Source organism: Candidatus Symbiobacter mobilis CR, from assembly GCF_000477435.1.
In the GTDB taxonomy this organism is placed as follows: domain Bacteria; phylum Pseudomonadota; class Gammaproteobacteria; order Burkholderiales; family Burkholderiaceae_C; genus Rhodoferax; species Rhodoferax mobilis.
Genome location: NC_022576.1, coordinates 1,227,240 through 1,244,483, shown reverse-complemented (window position 1 = coordinate 1,244,483; position 17,244 = coordinate 1,227,240). Strand labels below are relative to the sequence as shown.

At 59.5% G+C, this 17,244-nt stretch carries 16 protein-coding genes; 8 read left to right on the top strand and 8 right to left on the bottom strand.

Annotated elements, in window-relative coordinates; translation table 11 throughout:
• Window positions 1–18: 18 nt before the first annotated feature.
• From CENROD_RS05140 to CENROD_RS05130, 3 genes are all read left to right on the top strand, one after another.
• Window positions 19–1,725 carry an AAA family ATPase gene (locus tag CENROD_RS05140; protein ID WP_022772057.1) on the top strand — a complete coding sequence of 569 codons (1,707 nt, stop codon included), beginning with the start codon at window positions 19–21 and terminating at the stop codon, window positions 1,723–1,725.
• Window positions 1,726–1,883: 158 nt separating this feature from the next.
• Entirely contained in the window at window positions 1,884–3,587 is a 1,704-nt protein-coding gene (locus CENROD_RS05135) for an AAA family ATPase (protein WP_022772056.1), read from the top strand.
• Between the two features lie 54 nt (window positions 3,588–3,641).
• Window positions 3,642–3,983, top strand: a complete 342-nt coding sequence (locus tag CENROD_RS05130; RefSeq protein WP_202961176.1) for a type II toxin-antitoxin system Phd/YefM family antitoxin — start codon at window positions 3,642–3,644, stop codon at window positions 3,981–3,983.
• Between the two features lie 47 nt (window positions 3,984–4,030).
• Here CENROD_RS05130 and miaA read toward each other — a convergent pair whose 3' ends face one another.
• From miaA to mpl, 7 genes are all read right to left on the bottom strand, one after another.
• Window positions 4,031–4,981: a tRNA (adenosine(37)-N6)-dimethylallyltransferase MiaA gene (miaA, locus tag CENROD_RS05125; RefSeq protein WP_022772054.1), complete on the bottom strand. Its 951-nt coding sequence runs from the start codon at window positions 4,979–4,981 to the stop codon at window positions 4,031–4,033.
• 61 nt (window positions 4,982–5,042) lie between these two features.
• Complete coding sequence (locus CENROD_RS05120; protein ID WP_022772053.1) at window positions 5,043–5,693, bottom strand: HAD family hydrolase; 651 nt, start codon at window positions 5,691–5,693, stop codon at window positions 5,043–5,045.
• A gap of 34 nt (window positions 5,694–5,727) precedes the next feature.
• A complete protein-coding gene (gene pgi, locus CENROD_RS05115; protein WP_022772052.1) occupies window positions 5,728–7,281 on the bottom strand; it encodes a glucose-6-phosphate isomerase in 1,554 nt (517 codons plus the stop codon).
• A 112-nt stretch (window positions 7,282–7,393) separates the two neighbouring features.
• Window positions 7,394–8,341, bottom strand: a complete 948-nt coding sequence (tal, locus tag CENROD_RS05110) for a transaldolase (protein WP_022772051.1) — start codon at window positions 8,339–8,341, stop codon at window positions 7,394–7,396.
• 7 nt (window positions 8,342–8,348) lie between these two features.
• Window positions 8,349–8,972, bottom strand: a complete 624-nt coding sequence (locus CENROD_RS05105) for a glycine zipper 2TM domain-containing protein (protein WP_022772050.1) — start codon at window positions 8,970–8,972, stop codon at window positions 8,349–8,351.
• 65 nt (window positions 8,973–9,037) lie between these two features.
• A complete protein-coding gene (locus CENROD_RS05100) occupies window positions 9,038–9,331 on the bottom strand; it encodes a hypothetical protein (RefSeq protein WP_022772049.1) in 294 nt (97 codons plus the stop codon).
• 462 nt (window positions 9,332–9,793) lie between these two features.
• On the bottom strand, window positions 9,794–11,206 hold the full coding sequence (gene mpl / locus CENROD_RS05095; protein WP_022772047.1) for a UDP-N-acetylmuramate:L-alanyl-gamma-D-glutamyl-meso-diaminopimelate ligase: 1,413 nt from the start codon (window positions 11,204–11,206) through the stop codon (window positions 9,794–9,796).
• Between the two features lie 322 nt (window positions 11,207–11,528).
• Here mpl and accB point away from each other — a divergent pair, with 322 nt between their 5' ends.
• The 5 genes from accB to CENROD_RS14290 all read left to right on the top strand — a co-directional run bounded on the left by accB (window position 11,529) and on the right by CENROD_RS14290 (window position 16,257).
• Window positions 11,529–11,984, top strand: a complete 456-nt coding sequence (gene accB, locus CENROD_RS05090; protein ID WP_022772045.1) for an acetyl-CoA carboxylase biotin carboxyl carrier protein — start codon at window positions 11,529–11,531, stop codon at window positions 11,982–11,984.
• A 15-nt stretch (window positions 11,985–11,999) separates the two neighbouring features.
• The gene (gene accC / locus CENROD_RS05085) at window positions 12,000–13,352 is read left to right on the top strand and encodes an acetyl-CoA carboxylase biotin carboxylase subunit (protein WP_022772044.1); all 1,353 of its coding nucleotides are present in this window, start codon (window positions 12,000–12,002) and stop codon (window positions 13,350–13,352) included.
• Window positions 13,353–13,506: 154 nt separating this feature from the next.
• Window positions 13,507–14,448: a 50S ribosomal protein L11 methyltransferase gene (gene prmA, locus CENROD_RS05080; protein WP_022772043.1), complete on the top strand. Its 942-nt coding sequence runs from the start codon at window positions 13,507–13,509 to the stop codon at window positions 14,446–14,448.
• A 6-nt stretch (window positions 14,449–14,454) separates the two neighbouring features.
• Entirely contained in the window at window positions 14,455–15,327 is an 873-nt protein-coding gene (locus CENROD_RS05075; RefSeq protein ID WP_022772042.1) for a zinc-ribbon and DUF3426 domain-containing protein, read from the top strand.
• A 471-nt stretch (window positions 15,328–15,798) separates the two neighbouring features.
• A complete protein-coding gene (locus tag CENROD_RS14290; protein WP_238551845.1) occupies window positions 15,799–16,257 on the top strand; it encodes a C40 family peptidase in 459 nt (152 codons plus the stop codon).
• 43 nt (window positions 16,258–16,300) lie between these two features.
• Here the strand turns inward: CENROD_RS14290 and CENROD_RS05065 are convergent, their stop codons facing one another.
• Window positions 16,301–17,227, bottom strand: coding sequence for a 23S rRNA (adenine(2030)-N(6))-methyltransferase RlmJ (locus CENROD_RS05065; RefSeq protein WP_022772040.1), 927 nt, complete (start codon window positions 17,225–17,227; stop codon window positions 16,301–16,303).
• Window positions 17,228–17,244: the final 17 nt, after the last annotated feature.

The window sequence follows — 17,244 nt, the reverse complement described above, 5'->3', positions numbered from 1 at the left end:
TTTTGTAATCCAAGAACCATGACTACATTACCCAAACTACCCTATGGCCTAAGCAATTTCCGGCAAGTCGCCCTGGAAGAATATTTTTATATCGACCGCACCGGATATATCGCAAAACTCGAAGCGCATGGCCGCTACCACGTTTTGATGCGTCCGCGCCGCTTTGGCAAAAGCCTGTTTTTGTCGATGCTGGAACACTATTACGATCAGCGTCGTAAGCCGGAATTTGAAGCACTATTTGGCAAGCTGCACGTAGGCAGGAACCCGACACCGCTGGCGAATGCGTACCAAGTGCTGGTGCTGGATTTCAGCGGGATCGATACCTCGCGGGGGATAGATGTTTTATTGCAGGGATTTGCATTCCGGGTGGAATACGGGGCACTCTCATTTCTGGAACGTTATGGGTATCCCCAAGATGCGATCAACGCAGTGCAGCAGCAGTCTTTACCACAGGCCAAACTCGGAATGTTGCTTCGCTATGTAGCCCAAACTGGCCAAAAGATTCTGCTATTGATAGATGAATACGACCACTTTGCCAATAGCCTTCTTGCCGAAGACATGGATGCATTTCGATCCGCAGTCGGAAAAGGTGGGTTTGTACGCAGCTTTTATGAAACGATCAAGTCTGCAACGCAAGCGGGAACCATTGACCGGTTTTTTATTACCGGCGTTACGGCCATCATGCTCGATAGCTTGACGAGTGGGTTCAACATCGCCAAGAACTTGACATTCGAGGAAGATTTCCACGACATTCTCGGCTTTACCCGCGAAGAGACGTTCTCACTGATTCGGCCCTTGGTGGAGGGATGCAAGCTGGATGCCGAGACGGTGATGGAAGACGTGACCCACTGGTACAACGGGTACCGGTTTCACCGCAGAGGCCACGCCATCTATAACTCCGATATGGTGCTGTATTTTGCGGACAACTTTGACCACAAGAATTGCGCATACCCGGATCGAATGCTCGATGAAAACATTGCATCCGACTACAGCAAGCTGATGGCATTGTTTTCCATCGGCGATCAGGAAGACAACTATCGCGTGCTAGAAGCACTGGTCACCGATGGCGAAGTGATAGCCCAGCAGCAACGCCGATTTGATTTGGATAAAACCTTTGGGCGTGATGAATTCATTAGCCTCCTTGCGTATGTGGGTTTTGCGTCTCTTTCCGGGGGAGATGGGAACGATATGCGCTATGCAATCCCGAATCATGTAATTCGCGAGTTGTACTTTCAGTATTTTCTTGTGGAATTGGAGCAACGCAATCACGTTGATCTTCCGATCTGGGAAGTGCGCAATGCCCTGCGCGCTTTGTACCGCGCCAATGACATCGAACCGTTGCGTTCCCAGTTGGAACGGGTGCTACAACACCTATCGAACCGGGACAGCATGAGGATGGACGAAAAGCACTTGAAAGTCATCTTGGTAACGCTGTTATTTCAAACTTCCGTATGGCGTTTACAAAGCGAACCGGAAGTGAACCGCCGCTACCCCGATGTATTGCTCCGGGAACGCAGCCCCTTTGAACTGGCTGGGCAACATCTGATCGAATTGAAATACGCCAAGAAGCAGGAAGGCGAAGCGGGATGGGAAGCCAAGCGACAAGAAGGGCTGGAACAAATTGCCGCATACCGTGCGTTGCCGGAGATAGCGGCGATGGCGAAGCTGCATAGCTGGTTGATGTTGAGCGATGGGGAAAGGGTGGATGTGATGGAGGTGGCGTGAGCAGGGTTGCAAGGTATGGCAATGCATAGATCGCTTATGTCAGCGTCGATCGTAATTTTTGTCGATGTTACAACCCCATTCATTTCCTAGCAATTCCAACGCGTTGCAAGGAGCAACGGAAGTTTCGATCTATATCCTCATTGTGTGATTCAAGAATCATGACTACATTGCCAAAAATACCCTATGGCTTGAGCAATTTTTACAAATTGATCACTGAAGACCATTTTTACGTAGACCGCACCCATTACATCGTCCAACTCGAAGCGCATGGCAGCTACCACGTTTTGATGCGCCCGCGCCGCTTCGGCAAAAGCCTGTTTTTGTCGATGTTGGAGCATTATTACGACCAGCGTCGAAAGCCGGAATTTGAAGCACTATTTGGCAAGCTGCACGTTGGCAGGAACCCGACATCGCTGGCGAATGCGTACCAAGTGTTGGTGCTGGATTTTAGTGGGATCGATACCTCGCGGGGGATAGATGTTCTATTGCAGGGATTCGCATTTAGGGTCGAATACGGGGCCATTTCTTTTCTGGAACGTTATGGGTATCCCCAAGACGCGATCAACGCAGTACAACAGCAATCTTTACCACAAGCCAAGCTTGGAATACTGCTTCGCTATGTGGCCCAAACCAGCCAAAAGATTCTGCTATTGATTGACGAATACGACCATTTTGCCAATAGCCTTCTTGCCGAAGACATGGATGCATTTCGATCCGCAGTCGGAAAAGGTGGGTTTGTACGGAGTTTTTATGAAACGATCAAGTCTGCAACGCAAGCGGGAACCATTGACCGGTTTTTTATTACCGGCGTTACGGCCATCATGCTCGATAGCTTGACGAGTGGGTTCAACATCGCCAAGAACTTGACATTCGAGGAAGATTTCCACGACATTCTCGGCTTTACCCGCGAAGAGACGTTCTCACTGATTCGGCCCTTGGTAGAGGGATGCAAGCTGGATGCCGAGACGGTGATGGAAGACGTGACCCACTGGTACAACGGGTACCGGTTTCACCGTAGAGGCCACGCCATCTATAACTCCGATATGGTGCTGTATTTTGCGGACAACTTTGACCACAAGAATTGCGCATACCCGGATCGAATGCTCGATGAAAACATTGCATCCGACTACAGCAAGCTGATGGCATTATTTGCGATTGGAGACCGTGAAGACAACTATCGCGTGCTAGAAGCACTGGTTACCGATGGCGAAGTGATAGCCCAGCAGCAGCGCCGATTTGACTTGGATAAAACCTTTGGGCGGGATGACTTCATTAGCCTGCTGGCGTATGTGGGCTTTGCGTCTCTTTCCGGGGGAGATGGGAACGATATGCGCTATGCAATCCCGAATCATGTAATTCGCGAGTTGTACTTTCAGTATTTTCTTGTGGAATTGGAGCAACGCAATCACGTTGATCTTCCGATCTGGGAAGTGCGCAATGCCCTGCGCGCTTTGTACCGCGCCAATGACATCGAACCGTTGCGTTCCCAGTTGGAACGGGTGCTACAACACCTATCGAACCGGGACAGCATGAGGATGGACGAAAAGCACCTCAAAGTCATCTTGGTAACGCTGTTATTTCAAACTTCCGTATGGCGTTTACAAAGCGAACCGGAAGTGAACCGCCGCTACCCCGATGTATTGCTGTGGGAACGTAGCCCATTTGAGCTGGCTGGGCAACATTTGATCGAATTGAAATACGCCAAGAAGCAAGAAGGCGAAGCGAGATGGGCAGCCAAGAGACAAGAAGGGCTGGAACAAATTGCCGCATACCGTGCGTTGCCGGAGATAGCGGCGATGGCGAAGCTGCATAGCTGGTTGATGTTGAGCGATGGGGAGAGGGTGGAGGTGGTAGAGGTGTAAATTCTCCAGAAGTCCTGGAAAATGGTCTGACAACGAAAAACTTTTCTTTACATCATGGATTTATTGGTTTGCGCTTTGCAATATAAATCGCCTTTGCTTTCCATTGATGAGCCACTCAATAAAATAGCTAGCGATCTTGCGATTCAAATTCTAGAGGTTGAGTCCATGAAGTTTTATACATTGTCAGAAGCCCGTCAGAAATTCGCTTCCGTTCTCGATATTGCCAAATTAGAGGGGGCCGTCCGTATTACGCGCAGGGATGGAAGGTCTTTCTTGCTATCGCCTGAAAAAGAAAGCTGCTCTCCTCTTGATGTCCAAGGCGTCCAATTGCATTGGAGCCGTGAAGACATCATTCATGCTGTCCGAGAAGGCAGGGATCGTCAAAATCACAGCTAATACGCTCTTGCCAAGTTTTTACGAAGAGATTACCTTCGGCATCGCGGTCATCGTTCCCCCAAAAACCTGCCAGCCAACGCACAAACTCGTTCCACGGCATCGCCGCCATCGTCTGCATCGCAGGCAACGACGTGGCGATCAGGCCAGGATCGCAGCCAGGTGAGTTGCCGCTTGGCAAGCTGGCGGGTGGCGTGGATGCCCTGGTCTCGTAGTGCTGCCATCGGTATTGCGCCATCCAGCGCTTGCCATGCCTGGCGGTAGCCTACGCAGCGCATGGCGGGCAGGTCGGCGTGTATGCCACTGCATGAGCGCAGTGCCTGGACTTCTTCGAGCAGTCCACCAGCAAGCATCTGGTCGAAACGCTGCGCAATGCGGTGGTGCAGCCATTCGCGGTTGCGCGGTTCCAGCGATACGAGCACCATCCCCGGCAAGGGTTGCGCATCCTGTTTGGATTGGCCGTGGAAGGACGACAGGGGCCGTCCGCTGGCTTGGTAGACCTCCAACGCTCTGCCGATGCGCTGTGAATCGTTGGGAGCAAGCCGCGCCGCAGTCACTGGGTCCACGCGGGCAAGCTCTGCGTGCAGGGCGGGCCAGCCCAAATCGGCTGCTTGCGCTTGGATGCGGGTTCGCAGGGCGGGGTCGGCGCTGGGGATGTCGTCCAGCCCGTCACGCAGTGCCTTGAGGTACAGCATCGTTCCGCCGACGAGCAACGGCAGCTTGTTGCGTTGGCGGATATCCGCGATGAGGCGACGGGCGTCTGCAACGAATTCCGCCGCGCTGTATGGATCGGTGGGGTCGCGGATGTCGAGCAGATGGTGGACGACGAGCGCGCGTTCTTCAGCAGTGGGCTTGGCCGTGCCGATGTCCATGCCCCGGTAGACCTGCGCGGAATCGACGCTGACGATTTCTACGGGATGCTGCCGGGCGATGGCGAGCGCGGCGGCGGTTTTGCCGGATGCCGTCGGCCCGGTCAGCGCCAGATAAGGGATGTCTGGCATGGGTGCCGCTGATCAAGCGTTACGCAGCAGGGACGTTGCCAGGAATGTGGAGGTACGCGCCTCAAGCGCATCGTGGCACGTCCAAAGCGCATCCGTATTCTTCTTCAAGGATGCGCTGCGTCTGCGCCGCCGACGTGAAATGGATGGCGTGCCAGCCCAGTGCGCGGGCGGCATCGACGTTGGCTTGTACGTCATCGACGAAGACGGTATCGGCAGGAGCCAGTGCGTACCGGTCTTGCAGTAGCAGGTAGATGGCAGGGTCAGGCTTGATGCAATGCTCCGCGCTCGAAAAGACACCCCCGTCGAAGCGCTGCAAAAAGGGAAAACGCCGCCGCAGCGCATCGGCATGGACGGTGGACATGTTCGAGAGGTAGTACACGCGCTCGCAGCCACCTGCATCGCGCCGTGCGCACCAGTGCTCGAACAGGGCCAGCGTCCCGGGGATGGGGGTTAGCGTCTCGCCGATGCGTTCGATCAACCACAGCACCGCAGTGGGCGTAACGCCGAGGCGTTCCACCGCACGCCGAGCCACGCCGTCAGCGTCGAGCACGCCCCGGTCGAAATCCAGCCAGTCTTGGTGGTCGAACAGACTGCGCGCCACATCCGCTGCGCGGTCGTCGGGCAGATCGGCAAAGGCTTCGCGAACCAGCCCGACGCGATCCCAGGCGAACAGGACGGAGCCGAAGTCGAGAACGAGATTGCAGGGGGTCATGTGCGCCACCGGGGGGGTCACAAGCGCAGGCGATTCACGAACGCAGGCGTTGCACCAGCGCAGCCGTGGAACCGTCCAGCCCGACTACATCGCCGCTGACCAAGCGGGCTTCGATGTCCTTGGCTAGCACTTTGCCCAATTCCACCCCCCATTGGTCGAAGCTGTTGATCCCCCACAGGCTGCCGCTGACGAAAACGCGGTGCTCCTGCAAGGCAAGCAGCGCCCCCAGGCTGGCGGGGGTCAGTTCTTCCAGCATCAGTAGCGTGCTGGGGCGGTTGCCGACGAAGTGGCGGTGACCGCCGGGATCTGCCTTGCCCTGCATCAACGCCTGGGCCTGTGCTACTACATTGGAGAGCAGCAGGGTATGGTGACCAGGCAAGTCATGCTGCGGTTTTTTGACTGCGACGAATTCGACCGGAACGACATCGGTGCCCTGGTGCAGCATCTGAAAGTAGGCATGTTGGCCATTGGTTCCCGGTTCCCCCCACAGCACGGGCGAGGTCGCGAAAGGCAGCGCGGCGCCATCGCTATCGACCCGCTTGCCGTTGCTTTCCATTTCCAGTTGCTGCAAGTAGGCGGGGTAGCGCCGCAGTGCGCTGTGGTACGGGGCGATGCAGCGGCTGCACAGGCCATGGAAGTTGCGGTACCAGATGTCGAGCAAGCCCAATTGCACGGGCAGGTTGCGAGCGAGGGGGGCAGTGCGGAAATGCTCGTCCATGTCGTGCGCGCCGGCCAGGAAGGCGCGGAAGTTCGCTGCACCGACGGCGATGGCGAGTGGCAGCCCAATGGCCGACCAGACCGAATAGCGCCCTCCCACCCAGTCCCAGAACCCGAAGGTGGTGTCGATGCCGAAGTCCCGCGCGGCGGCGACGTTGGTTGTGAGCGCGGCGAAATGCCGTCCTACGTCTTTGCCGCCCTGCGCCTCGAACCAGGCCTTGGCAGACCGGGCGTTGGTCATTGTCTCGATCGTTGTAAAAGTCTTGCTGGCGATCAGGAACAGCGTGTTGTCGGGGCGAATGCGACGCAGCACGGCAGCCAGTTCGTGCCCATCGACGTTGGAGACGAAATGGAAGCGCTTCGTGGGGGTGACGTATTCGTCGAGCGCCAGCGTGGCCATTTGCGGGCCGAGGTCGGAGCCACCAATCCCGATATTCACTACGTCGGTGATCGTGGCATCGGCGCGGACACGCTCTGCATACGCAAGCATGGCATCGAGCGTGGTGTGGACTTCCCGCAGCATGTCGGCGACGAAACCGGTATTGACGGGGGCGTTGGCGGGGCTGCGCAACAACCAGTGCATCACGGCGCGTTGTTCGGTGTGGTTGATGGCTTCCCCGCCGAACATGGCATCCCGGTGCCGGGGTAGCCCGCTTTGGCTGGCCAGGTCGAGCAGCAGGGCAGAGGCAGCTTCATCGATCCAGTTCTTGGAGAGGTCGGCAAAGACGTGCGGCGCTTCGATGGCGAAGCGCTGGGGCCGGTCGGGCTGCTGCGCAAAAGCCGTGCGCAGATCAAAGCCTTGGCCCGCATCGGCATAGTGGTTTTGCAAGGCGATCCAGGCGGGGGTACGGTCGCAACGGGTCTGGTTCATACGGTTCCTCCAAGTGTTTCGACAAAAAAAGCGCGCGGCAGGTGCCGCGCGTTGGTGTCCTGTGCCCTAGACGTAGACGCAGAGCCTAGGGCAGGGTAGGGGAGAAAAAGGGTCAAGCCGATAGCAAAAGCTGATCAAGGCTTTCGGCATCGGCGCAAAAAGCGCGAATGCCTTCGGCGAGCTTGTCAGTCGCCATGGCATCCTGGTTCAGGGCAAAGCGGAACGCTGCTTCGTCGTAGTGCATGTGCTCAATGTCCATCCCTTTGGCTTGCTGGGGGTCAAGCGCACGTCCCAAGGGCGCTTCGCTCGCGGCGAGTTCGGCGAGCAGCTCCGGGCTGATGGTCAGCAAATCACAGCCTGCCAGCGCGGCGATTTGCCCCGTGTTGCGGAAACTCGCTCCCATGATCTGGGTGGCGATGCCAAATTTCTTGTAGTAATGGAAGATGGTGGAAACGGAGCGCACGCCGGGGTCGTTGGCGTCGGCGTTGTCGGCTTCAACCCAGTTGGGGCCTGCGGCTTTTTTGTACCAGTCGTAGATGCGGCCTACGAAAGGGGAAATTAGCCGCACCCGGGCTTGGGCGCAGGCTACGGCTTGGCAGAAGGAAAACAGCAGGGTCAGGTTCGTGTGGATGCCCTTGCGTTCGAGCTGCCCGGCAGCGGCGATGCCCTCCCACGTTGCAGCGACCTTGATGAGCACCCGGTTGGCATGGATGCCTTGGGCCTCATACATCTCGATGAGGCGTTCCGCACGCGCCACCGTGGCAGTGACGTCGAAACTGAGGCGGGCATCGACTTCGGTGGATACCCTGCCAGGGACGATCGACAAAATCTCGCAGCCAAAACGGACCAATAAGCGGTCGACGATTTCGTCCACGGCTCCCCCACGGTATCGGGCCGCCGTTTCGGTGAGCAGTGCCCGGTACTCGGGCTTGCGAACAGCCCGCAGAATCAGCGACGGATTGGTCGTGGCATCCGTCGGCTTGTAGGTTTCGATTTGCCGGAAGTCGCCGGTGTCGGCGACCACGGTGGTGTACTGTTTGAGGGCGTCGAGTTGGTTCATAAAACTATTATCGCCAGCGCTCGTACTGCATTTCCCGAGGGGCTGGACGGGAATAGTGCGCACGCCATGGCGTGTATGGCTCTCTATACATACGGCTAGGGCGGGGCGGCGCTTGGACGATGACGGTCGTTGTTGTGGCGTCGGTGGTACGCGCAGGCCTGGGTGTCGGTGCGAGCGTTGCTGTCGGGCTAACGGTGAGGGCAATCGTGGCTCCCGGCGCCTGGGGCAGTCGGGCAGTGTGGCGTCTGCCTGCATAGCGGTACACCACCTCGTAGCCAACGATTCGTTGCTCTAGCTCCGGTTGTAGGACGCAGCGCTGCACACTGCGTGGCTCCGTCGTCGTGCGTTCGAGTTGGTCACCCAGCACGGCGCCGCCCATGACACCGAGCATGGTCGTCGTTGCGCGGTCGCGGCCTCGGGCCGTTGCATGGGCGAGCACCCCGCCCAGCACGGCGCCTGCTGCGGCGCCAGCGCCGGTTTTGGGTCGGGCCACCCATTCTTCGGTCGTCGTGCAGACTTCCCGGGATACGGTGATGGTTTCGATGATGGGCGTCGAGGACAACACGACGCCGGTTTCCTGGGCTGCGGCGCAGCCAGTGCAGAGCGCAAGGGCAAGCAGGGCGTGACGCATGGCGGTCTCCTGGATGGAAGGATTCCCCAGTCCGACCAGGCACTGCCTGATCGGACTGGGCAGGATTACTGCGCGGTCGATGTCGTCGCGGTCGTCGATTGCGTCAGGCCCGTTCCAGGCGTGTGGATACCACGCTGGGCGCCACGCGATACAGCGCTACCCGTAGCAGTGCCCAATCCTGTGCCGGGGGTATGCATCTGGGAACGGGTTTGGGTGGCGGTGCCACTGGTGCCGGTTCCAGCGCCCATGGCGCGGCCCTTGCCGTTCGGGCCTGCTGCATGGACGGCGCCAACGACGGCGAGGGAAGTGGCGAGGATGGCCAAAGTGCGATACATGCTGTTTTGCGTGGTGGTTGTCATGATGATTTCCTTGAAAGTTGAAGATTACCGTCCGCGGCCGGAGCCGCCTCTCCCACCTCCACGCCCTGCACCTTGGTGCGATCCGCTTCCCGAGCGCATCCGGGTTTCGTACCCGGATCCGTAGGGAAGCCACCGCTGCGCATCGTCCGAATCGTCCCTGGTGCGCACGTCTTGCTTGGACGCGGCGGGCAGTGCGGCACTGAGCCGCGCTGCAACGCTATGTGTAGCAAAATCGTTCGGGTGGGCTGGTATCGCATTCCCCCCCCCGGTGGGGAGAGACTGCGCCCCGGCACACGCCGTGTACGCTACCCAGACGATAAGGATTAGGAAGTGCATGGCATCTCGATGGGTGCGGGAATCATCCATGGCCCCCGTTGCAAGGGCGTACCTACCGTGTCGCTGAATGTATCGGCTTGTCGCTCGATCCCCAGCAAGGCTCAGTGTGGGGCAAGTCGTAGCGCTTCAGGAAACGCTGGGGTATTGCTGATGCAAGCGATCCAGCAATCGATCATGGATACCGTCGAAGCTGCCGTTGCTCATGCAAACGATGTGATCCCCTGGCTTGGCAGCTTTACATACCGCGTCGACCAAGGAAGCCGCTTCCGCACAGACCGTGACGCGGTTTCCCAAGGGCGACAGCACTGTCGCCGCATCCCATTCCAGCCCGGAAGCCAGGCAAAAGGCGGCATCGCAAGGCTCCAGGCTCCAGGGCAGCTTGTCTTTCATCGACCCCAACTTCATCGTGTTGGATCGGGGCTCGAAAACCGCTAGGATGCGTTCCCCTTCTTGGAGCGTAGCGCGCAGCCCGTCGAGCGTGGTGCGAATCGCTGTGGGGTGGTGGGCAAAGTCGTCGTACACGGTGATTGGCGTATCTGCTGGGCCAACGGCACCGCGCACTTCCATGCGTCGTAGCACCCCCTGGAATTGGGACAACGCCTGCGACGCCACACTGGCTGCCACCCACAAATGCTCGCAAGCTGCAATGGCCGCGAGCGCGTTGTGCTGGTTGTGCAAGCCGGACAGATCCCATTGCACGCGGCCTTTGGCGGTACCGCGAACGAGAACGGCGAAATCCCTGGCATCGCCTTCTGCGGCATAGTCGCTCGTCGGGGTTCCGAAGCTGCGTACCTCGCTCCAGCAGCCCATCGCCAGCACCCGCTGCAAGCTCTCTTGCGTGGCATTGACGAGGATCCTGCCACTTCCATGCGAGCCGATGCCGGGGATCGTCCGGATCAGGTGATGGAACTGGCGTTCGATGTCCGAGAGGTCATCGAAGATGTCGGCATGGTCGAACTCCAGGTTGTTGAGCACGAGCGTTCTGGGCCGGTAGTGCAGGAATTTGCTGCGCTTGTCAAAGAACGCGGTGTCGTATTCGTCGGCTTCGATGACGAACGGGCCTGCGCCCAGCCGGGCGGAGACACCAAACTGCCGGGGAACGCCACCGATGAGAAACCCCGGGCGCATGCCTGCATGTTCCAGGATCGCGACGACCATTGCCGTGGTCGTCGTTTTGCCGTTGGTGCCTGCCACGGCAACGACATGCCTGCCTTGCAAAACATGGTCATGCAGCCATTGGGGCCCGCTGGTGAAGGCCAGACCGGCATCCAGGATCGCTTCCATCAGCGGGTAGCGCGAACCACCGTCCGGGCGGCGGGCGCGGCTGACGACATTGCCGACGATGTACACGTCTGGATGCAGGTCGAGCTGTTCGGCGCCGAAACCCTGGGTGACGGGGATCCCCAACGAACGCAACTGGTCGCTCATCGGGGGATATACGTTTTGGTCACAGCCTGTGACACGGTGCCCTGCTTCCTTGGCCAAGGCCGCTAGCCCAGCCATGAAAGTGCCGCAGATTCCGAGGATATGTAGATGCATAAAGAGATTCTAAAAGCCTGTGGGGTTCGCAGAACAAGACTAAAGATTGCGAATTGCCCGCCATATGCCTGCGGTATGCCCGCCACATATACCCGCCGCATTGCGGCCGAAGGTATGCCGTTGTGCGACGTGGATCCCCTACCTTTCGTGGCGGACGATTTTGTGGTGGGTGGCAGTGCCCCGCCTACAATGCCCTGAATTCGTTGGGCCTTTCCCTGTGGCGTAGGGGACGGCATAGAGCAGTTTTGATGGAAGATGAATACAAGATCATGTATTTTGATTCATTTTCCATGGTGAAAAACCATATTCCCCGGGAGTACGCATGGATCTGAGAAAACTCAAGACTTTGATCGACCTTGTATCGGAGTCCAATGTTTCGGAACTGGAAATTACCGAGGCCGAAGGGAGCGTGCGCATTGTCAAAGGTTCGGGAGCGGGGGGCGTTTCTCATGCAGCGGTGTCGGCGCCGATCACTGTAGCCATGCCTTCTGTGTCCACGCTGGCTGTCGATGCTCCGGTGCCCCCGGTGGTGCAACCGGAGACGGGCCACGTCGTCAAGTCGCCGATGGTTGGCACGTTCTACCGCTCTGCTTCCCCCGGAGGCAAGCCCATCGTCGAGGTAGGCGTGGCAGTGAAAGAGGGGGATACCCTGTGCATCATCGAGGCGATGAAGATCCTCAATGAGATCGACGCCGACTATGCCGGGACGATCCGCAGCGTCTTGGTGGAAAACGGGCAACCCGTGGAGTACGGGCAGCCGCTGTTCGTCATCGATTGATCTGGGGTCTTGCGCATGTTCAAAAAGATCCTTGTCGCCAACCGGGGGGAAATCGCCCTGCGAATCCAGCGTGCATGCAGCGAGCTTGGCGTGCAGGCAGTGATGGTGTATTCCGAGGCCGACCGCGAGGCCAAGTACGTCAAACTGGCCGAGGAAGCCGTTTGCATCGGGCCTGCGCCTTCTGCGCAAAGCTATCTCAATATGCCGGCGATCATTTCCGCTGCGGAGGTGACCGATGCGGAAGCCATCCACCCCGGCTACGGTTTTTTGAGTGAAAACGCGGACTTTGCCGAGCGTGTGGAACGCAGTGGCTTTCAGTTCATCGGCCCGACCCCGGAATCGATCCGCATCATGGGGGACAAGGTGGCCGCCAAGCAAGCCATGATCAAGGCGGGGGTGCCTTGTGTGCCGGGTTCCGAAGGCGAGTTGCCGGAGGACCTCGTACAAGTCAAACGCATTGCAAAGGCGATTGGCTATCCGGTCATCATCAAGGCTGCGGGCGGTGGCGGTGGGCGTGGTATGCGTGTCGTGCATACGGAGGCGGCGCTGGCCAATGCCGTGACGATGACCAAGTCCGAGGCGGATGCTGCATTCGGCAACCCCGCTGTCTACATGGAAAAGTACCTGCAGGGGCCACGGCACATCGAAATCCAGGTGCTGGCAGACAAACACCGCAATGCCGTGTACCTAGGCGAGCGGGACTGTTCGATGCAGCGTCGCCACCAGAAAATCATCGAGGAAGCCCCTGCGCCGCATATTCCGCGCAAGCTCATTGAGCGGGTGGGCGAGCGCTGCGTGGCTGCGTGCAAAAAAATTGGCTACCGGGGCGCGGGCACTTTCGAGTTCCTGTACGAAAACGAGGAGTTCTACTTCATCGAGATGAACACCCGGGTGCAGGTGGAGCACCCTGTGACCGAGCTGGTCACGGGCATCGACATCGTCAAGACGCAAATCATGGTGGCAGCGGGGGACAAGCTCCCCTTTACACAGCGCCAAATCACCATGCGCGGCCATGCCATCGAATGTCGGCTCAACGCCGAAGACCCGTACCGTGGTTTGCCTTCGCCGGGGCGCATCACGATGTGGCATCCCCCAGGGGGGCCAGGGGTGCGCGTCGATTCGCACGTGTACACCAACTACTACGTACCGCCGTACTACGACTCGATGGTCGGCAAGCTCATCGTCCACGCTGACACGCGGGAAATGGCGCTGGCGCGGATGCGCACTGCACTCGGGGAAACGGTGGTGGAGGGCATCCACACCAATCTGCCATTGCACCGGGAGCTGGTCGTCGATGCGCAATTTCAGGCCGGGGGCGCAAACATCCACTACCTGGAAGGATGGCTCGCAAACCGGGCGCGCCAGTAGTGAACAGCGTTTTGCGATACCGGGCGCGAGCGGACAAGCGCAGCAAGTGCTCTGCATCCGTCGTTGCGGCGGGTATTGCGGCAGGCGTTGCGCGATGTCTTACGGGCCTCGTAGCAGTTTCCGTGGCTGATGGGTACTTTGCGCAAAGGCTGACGTGGTCGAGTTGCGTTTGATTTGTCCCGCCGCATTCGTCGAGGAGGTGTGCTCGGTCTTGGAAGAGCATGGTGCGTCGAGCACCAGCGTCGAAGATGCAGACGCCGATACGCTCGACGAGCAAGCCGTCTTCGGCGAGCCGGGCATGGCGGAGCAGGCGTGGCAGCGTTCCCGCATCGGGGCGCTGTTCGTCGACAGGGAAGAAGCCGAGCGCGCCCTGCAAGGACTGCATCACTTGGGTAATGCAAGGCAGCCACGAGAAGGCGGAATGCCCGATGGAGTCGACATCGTGGGCATCGAACCCGTTCCGGATGTCGATTGGGTGCGATGGACGCAGTCCCAGTTCGCGCCGGTTCCTATCACCCCGGGGTTTTGGATCGTTCCGAGCTGGCATGAACCGCCTGCTTCGGCGCGTACCGTATTGCGGCTCGACCCTGGCTTGGCTTTTGGATCGGGAACCCACCCCAGCACGCGCATGTGTCTGCGTTGGATTGCGAATTGGCAGGATCGTGTCCGGGGGCGTCGCGTGCTCGATTACGGCTGTGGTTCCGGCATCCTGGGCATGGCCGCAGGGCTGTGGGGTGCTGGCGAAGTCTGCGCCGTCGATATCGACCCCGCTGCGTTGGATGCCACCCGCGCCAACGCCAGCGCAAACGGTATCGCGCTGAATTGCGGCTTGCCGGATGTAGCGCATGGCGTCTACGACGTGGTGCTGGCGAACATCCTCGCGACTCCCCTTGTCGCACTGGCGGGGCGGCTGCAAGCCTTGCTGGGTTCCGAGGGTTGGTTGGTGTTGGCGGGAGTGTTGGCATCGCAGGTGGAGATGTTGCACGCGGCGTATGCGCCGTTTTGCACGCTGACGCTTTCCGACCAGGAAGAAGACTGGGTGCTGCTGACCGGGCAGGCCGTCACGAAGAGCGCGTACACCGCGTCGCTGCGGTAAGGCGGCATGGGCGCAGTGACACGTTGCCCCCAGTGCAAGACTTGCTTTCGGGTCGTTCCCGACCAATTGCGCATTTCCGAAGGCTGGGTACGCTGCGGGCGTTGCGGGGAAGTGTTCGATGGCGCGCTGCACATGCTGGCATCCCAGCCGGATGCTCCGGGGGGGGCGTACATCGAGCAGCAGGCCACTCTGCCTGCAAGGCAGATGCCAGCGGCTGGCGTACAACCCATGGCATCCCACCCATTCCACGCATCCGACCCCTCCTTGCCATCCGTTCCAGATGCTGGAGCGGTGATTCCTGGCGCGGAACCTGCGCTGGATGTGGATTGGGAGCCGTTGCCCCTGGATATGGACGACGACGACCCGCCGCCCTCTTTTTTGCAGCATCGCCCTTCTGCCAAGACGTGGATGTATCACGTGGTCTGGGGGCTGGTGTCGCTACTTGCCACGGGGGGGCTGCTGGCGCAGGGCGCGTACTGGGAACGCGACAACCTAGCCTCACACTGGCCTGCATCCCGCACTGCATTGCGTGCCTTGTGCAGCGTGCTAGCTTGCCAGATCGACGCGCCGCGTCGGATCGATGCGGTGGTGATCGAATCCGCAGCCTTTATGCGAACGGGTGGGGGGGATTTCCATCTCGGTTTCACGGTACGCAACACCGCAGCGACCGAGGTAGCGCGAACCCATATCGAACTCACGCTGACTGATCATGCAGACACCCCGGTTTTGCGCCGTGTGCTGACGCCGCAAGACATGGGGGCCACGGTTGCTGCGATGGCAGCCCACGCGGAATGGGCGGTTTCCCTGGGGTTGCGCGTGGAGCCAGGGGTTTTGGATATCCCTGTGTCAGGGTATCGGCTGGAGGCTTTTTACCTTTGAACCGGTTTTTGGGGGCTACGGTAAAATCTTAAGATGAAAAAAATCAATTTAATCAAGGCAGAGCAGAACTTTTGGGGTTTTTTCGAGGTTGGGGAGGTTGTGCGTCGTACGCTATCGATCCTGGTTGGGGGATGCGTTGGCGCCCTGGCATGGGTTGCCGTGGCGCATGCCGATCCTGATCTGGCTGTTGCGAATACCGGCTTGTTAGTGCCTGGGTTCAACCTGGACCCCAGAGCGATTGCCACAGCGACCCAAGCCGTGCAAGGGGGGGGAGCAGAACCGGTACTAGCCGTGCCGGACACGACTGCACCCAAGATAGCCGTACCGGATATTGCGGTATCAGATACAGCACTACCCTGGAATGCAGGGAATGCAGGGGTTTCCGTAGCACCGGCGGCGCCAGTGGCACCGGCAGTGCCGACTGGCTCTTCCTCTTTGCCATTGCCGGATCTTGGTGCGTTGAGTGAACGGATTGACCAGGCCAGCGCAACGCTGGGGGCCTCGATTGGGTCTTCCGCTGCTTCCCTGATCGATACGGCCATGGGTTTTCTCGGGGTGCCATACCGGCGGGGTGGTCAATCCCCGGATGGAGGTTTCGATTGCAGCGGGTTCGTCCGTACCGTGTACGCCCAAACGCTTGGCTTGGTGTTGCCGCACAAGGCGTCGCAGCAGGCGCAGGTGACCCAGCGGATCGACAAGTCGGAATTGCAGCCTGGCGATTTGGTGTTCTTCAACACGATGCGCCGCGCCTTCAGCCATGTAGGCATCTACCTGGGGGGCGGAAGGTTCGTGCATTCGCCCCGCACGGGTTCTTCGGTACGGGTCGAAGACATGTCGATGTCGTACTGGCGCAATCGTTTCAATGGCGCGCGGCGGGTACTTGATGCCGAGGGGACGGAAGCACGCTCCAGTGGAACTGGCGCCTGGTGAAGTAGCGCCTGGTGAAGTGGAGCCAAAAGCTGTAGGGCTTTCCCTACTCCTTCTGCGTGGTTCCGTCAGTCCGCGCAGAAGTCTCCACGGTCACAGCGTCTTTGCCCGTGCAGGGTAGCAGCGTGGTCAGGCAGAGCAGTGCATCCCGCAGGGTTGCTTCCAAGGTGAACGGCGGACGTAGGACGAACATCCCGCTGGCAAGTAGGCCGTGGTCGTGGAGGCCGTGGGCGCCCGTCGTCGCGCCGGGGGCAGGGGGGGCGATGGACAGCGTTGCGTGGAGCCAGGGAATGCCCGCACGCTGCGCCAGTGTTTTGAGCTTGCGCGGCAATTGGTGGGCCTCGTACCGGGGAAGGATGGGGTACCAGATGGCATAGGTGCCGGTGGGGAACCTGCGTAGCGAGTCGGACACCATCGCCAGCACCCGGTCGTAGTCGCTTTTGATTTCGTAGCTGGGGTCGCACAGCACAAAACCCCGTCGGCTGGGAGGGGGCAGAAACTGGCGCACGGCATCAAAGCCATCGGATTGCAGGATCGTGACCTTCGCTGCATCGTGTTTGTCTTGCTTCCCCAACGTCGAGCGCAGCGTTTTGGCGTCACGCGGGTGCAGCTCGACGAGCGCGAGGCGATCCTGTGGGCGCAACGCTTTCCACATCAGCAAGGGCGAACCGGGGTACACCGTCGCCGCGCCACGAGGCTGACAACCCAGCACCATATCGAGGTAGTCCCGCAAGGCTGGTGGGACGGTGGCGGAGCCAATGCGTTCGACGAGGCGAACGATCCCCGAAGCGGCTTCCCCGCTGTGGCGTGCCGCGTAGCTGTCCAGCCGGTACAGCCCTGCGCCGGCATGGGTATCGACGACGCTGAGCGCAGTGTCTTTCTGCGTCAGATGACGCAGCACCGCCAGGATGGTCAGGTGTTTGAGGACATCGGCATGGTTGCCGACATGGTAGGCATGGCGGTAGCTGAACATCGCTAGGAAACCCGCTG

Bases quoted from the DNA above. Each gene is read 5' to 3' on its own strand.
- CENROD_RS05140 (WP_022772057.1), top strand. From the start codon at position 19: ATGACTACATTACCCAAACTACCCTATGGCCTAAGCAATTTCCGGCAA.
- CENROD_RS05135 (WP_022772056.1), top strand. From the start codon at position 1,884: ATGACTACATTGCCAAAAATACCCTATGGCTTGAGCAATTTTTACAAA.
- CENROD_RS05130 (WP_202961176.1), top strand. From the start codon at position 3,642: ATGGATTTATTGGTTTGCGCTTTGCAATATAAATCGCCTTTGCTTTCC.
- miaA (WP_022772054.1), bottom strand. From the start codon at position 4,981: ATGCCAGACATCCCTTATCTGGCGCTGACCGGGCCGACGGCATCCGGC.
- CENROD_RS05120 (WP_022772053.1), bottom strand. From the start codon at position 5,693: ATGACCCCCTGCAATCTCGTTCTCGACTTCGGCTCCGTCCTGTTCGCC.
- pgi (WP_022772052.1), bottom strand. From the start codon at position 7,281: ATGAACCAGACCCGTTGCGACCGTACCCCCGCCTGGATCGCCTTGCAA.
- tal (WP_022772051.1), bottom strand. From the start codon at position 8,341: ATGAACCAACTCGACGCCCTCAAACAGTACACCACCGTGGTCGCCGAC.
- CENROD_RS05105 (WP_022772050.1), bottom strand. From the start codon at position 8,972: ATGCGTCACGCCCTGCTTGCCCTTGCGCTCTGCACTGGCTGCGCCGCA.
- CENROD_RS05100 (WP_022772049.1), bottom strand. From the start codon at position 9,331: ATGACAACCACCACGCAAAACAGCATGTATCGCACTTTGGCCATCCTC.
- mpl (WP_022772047.1), bottom strand. From the start codon at position 11,206: ATGCATCTACATATCCTCGGAATCTGCGGCACTTTCATGGCTGGGCTA.
- accB (WP_022772045.1), top strand. From the start codon at position 11,529: ATGGATCTGAGAAAACTCAAGACTTTGATCGACCTTGTATCGGAGTCC.
- accC (WP_022772044.1), top strand. From the start codon at position 12,000: ATGTTCAAAAAGATCCTTGTCGCCAACCGGGGGGAAATCGCCCTGCGA.
- CENROD_RS05075 (WP_022772042.1), top strand. From the start codon at position 14,455: ATGGGCGCAGTGACACGTTGCCCCCAGTGCAAGACTTGCTTTCGGGTC.
- CENROD_RS05065 (WP_022772040.1), bottom strand. From the start codon at position 17,227: ATGTTCAGCTACCGCCATGCCTACCATGTCGGCAACCATGCCGATGTC.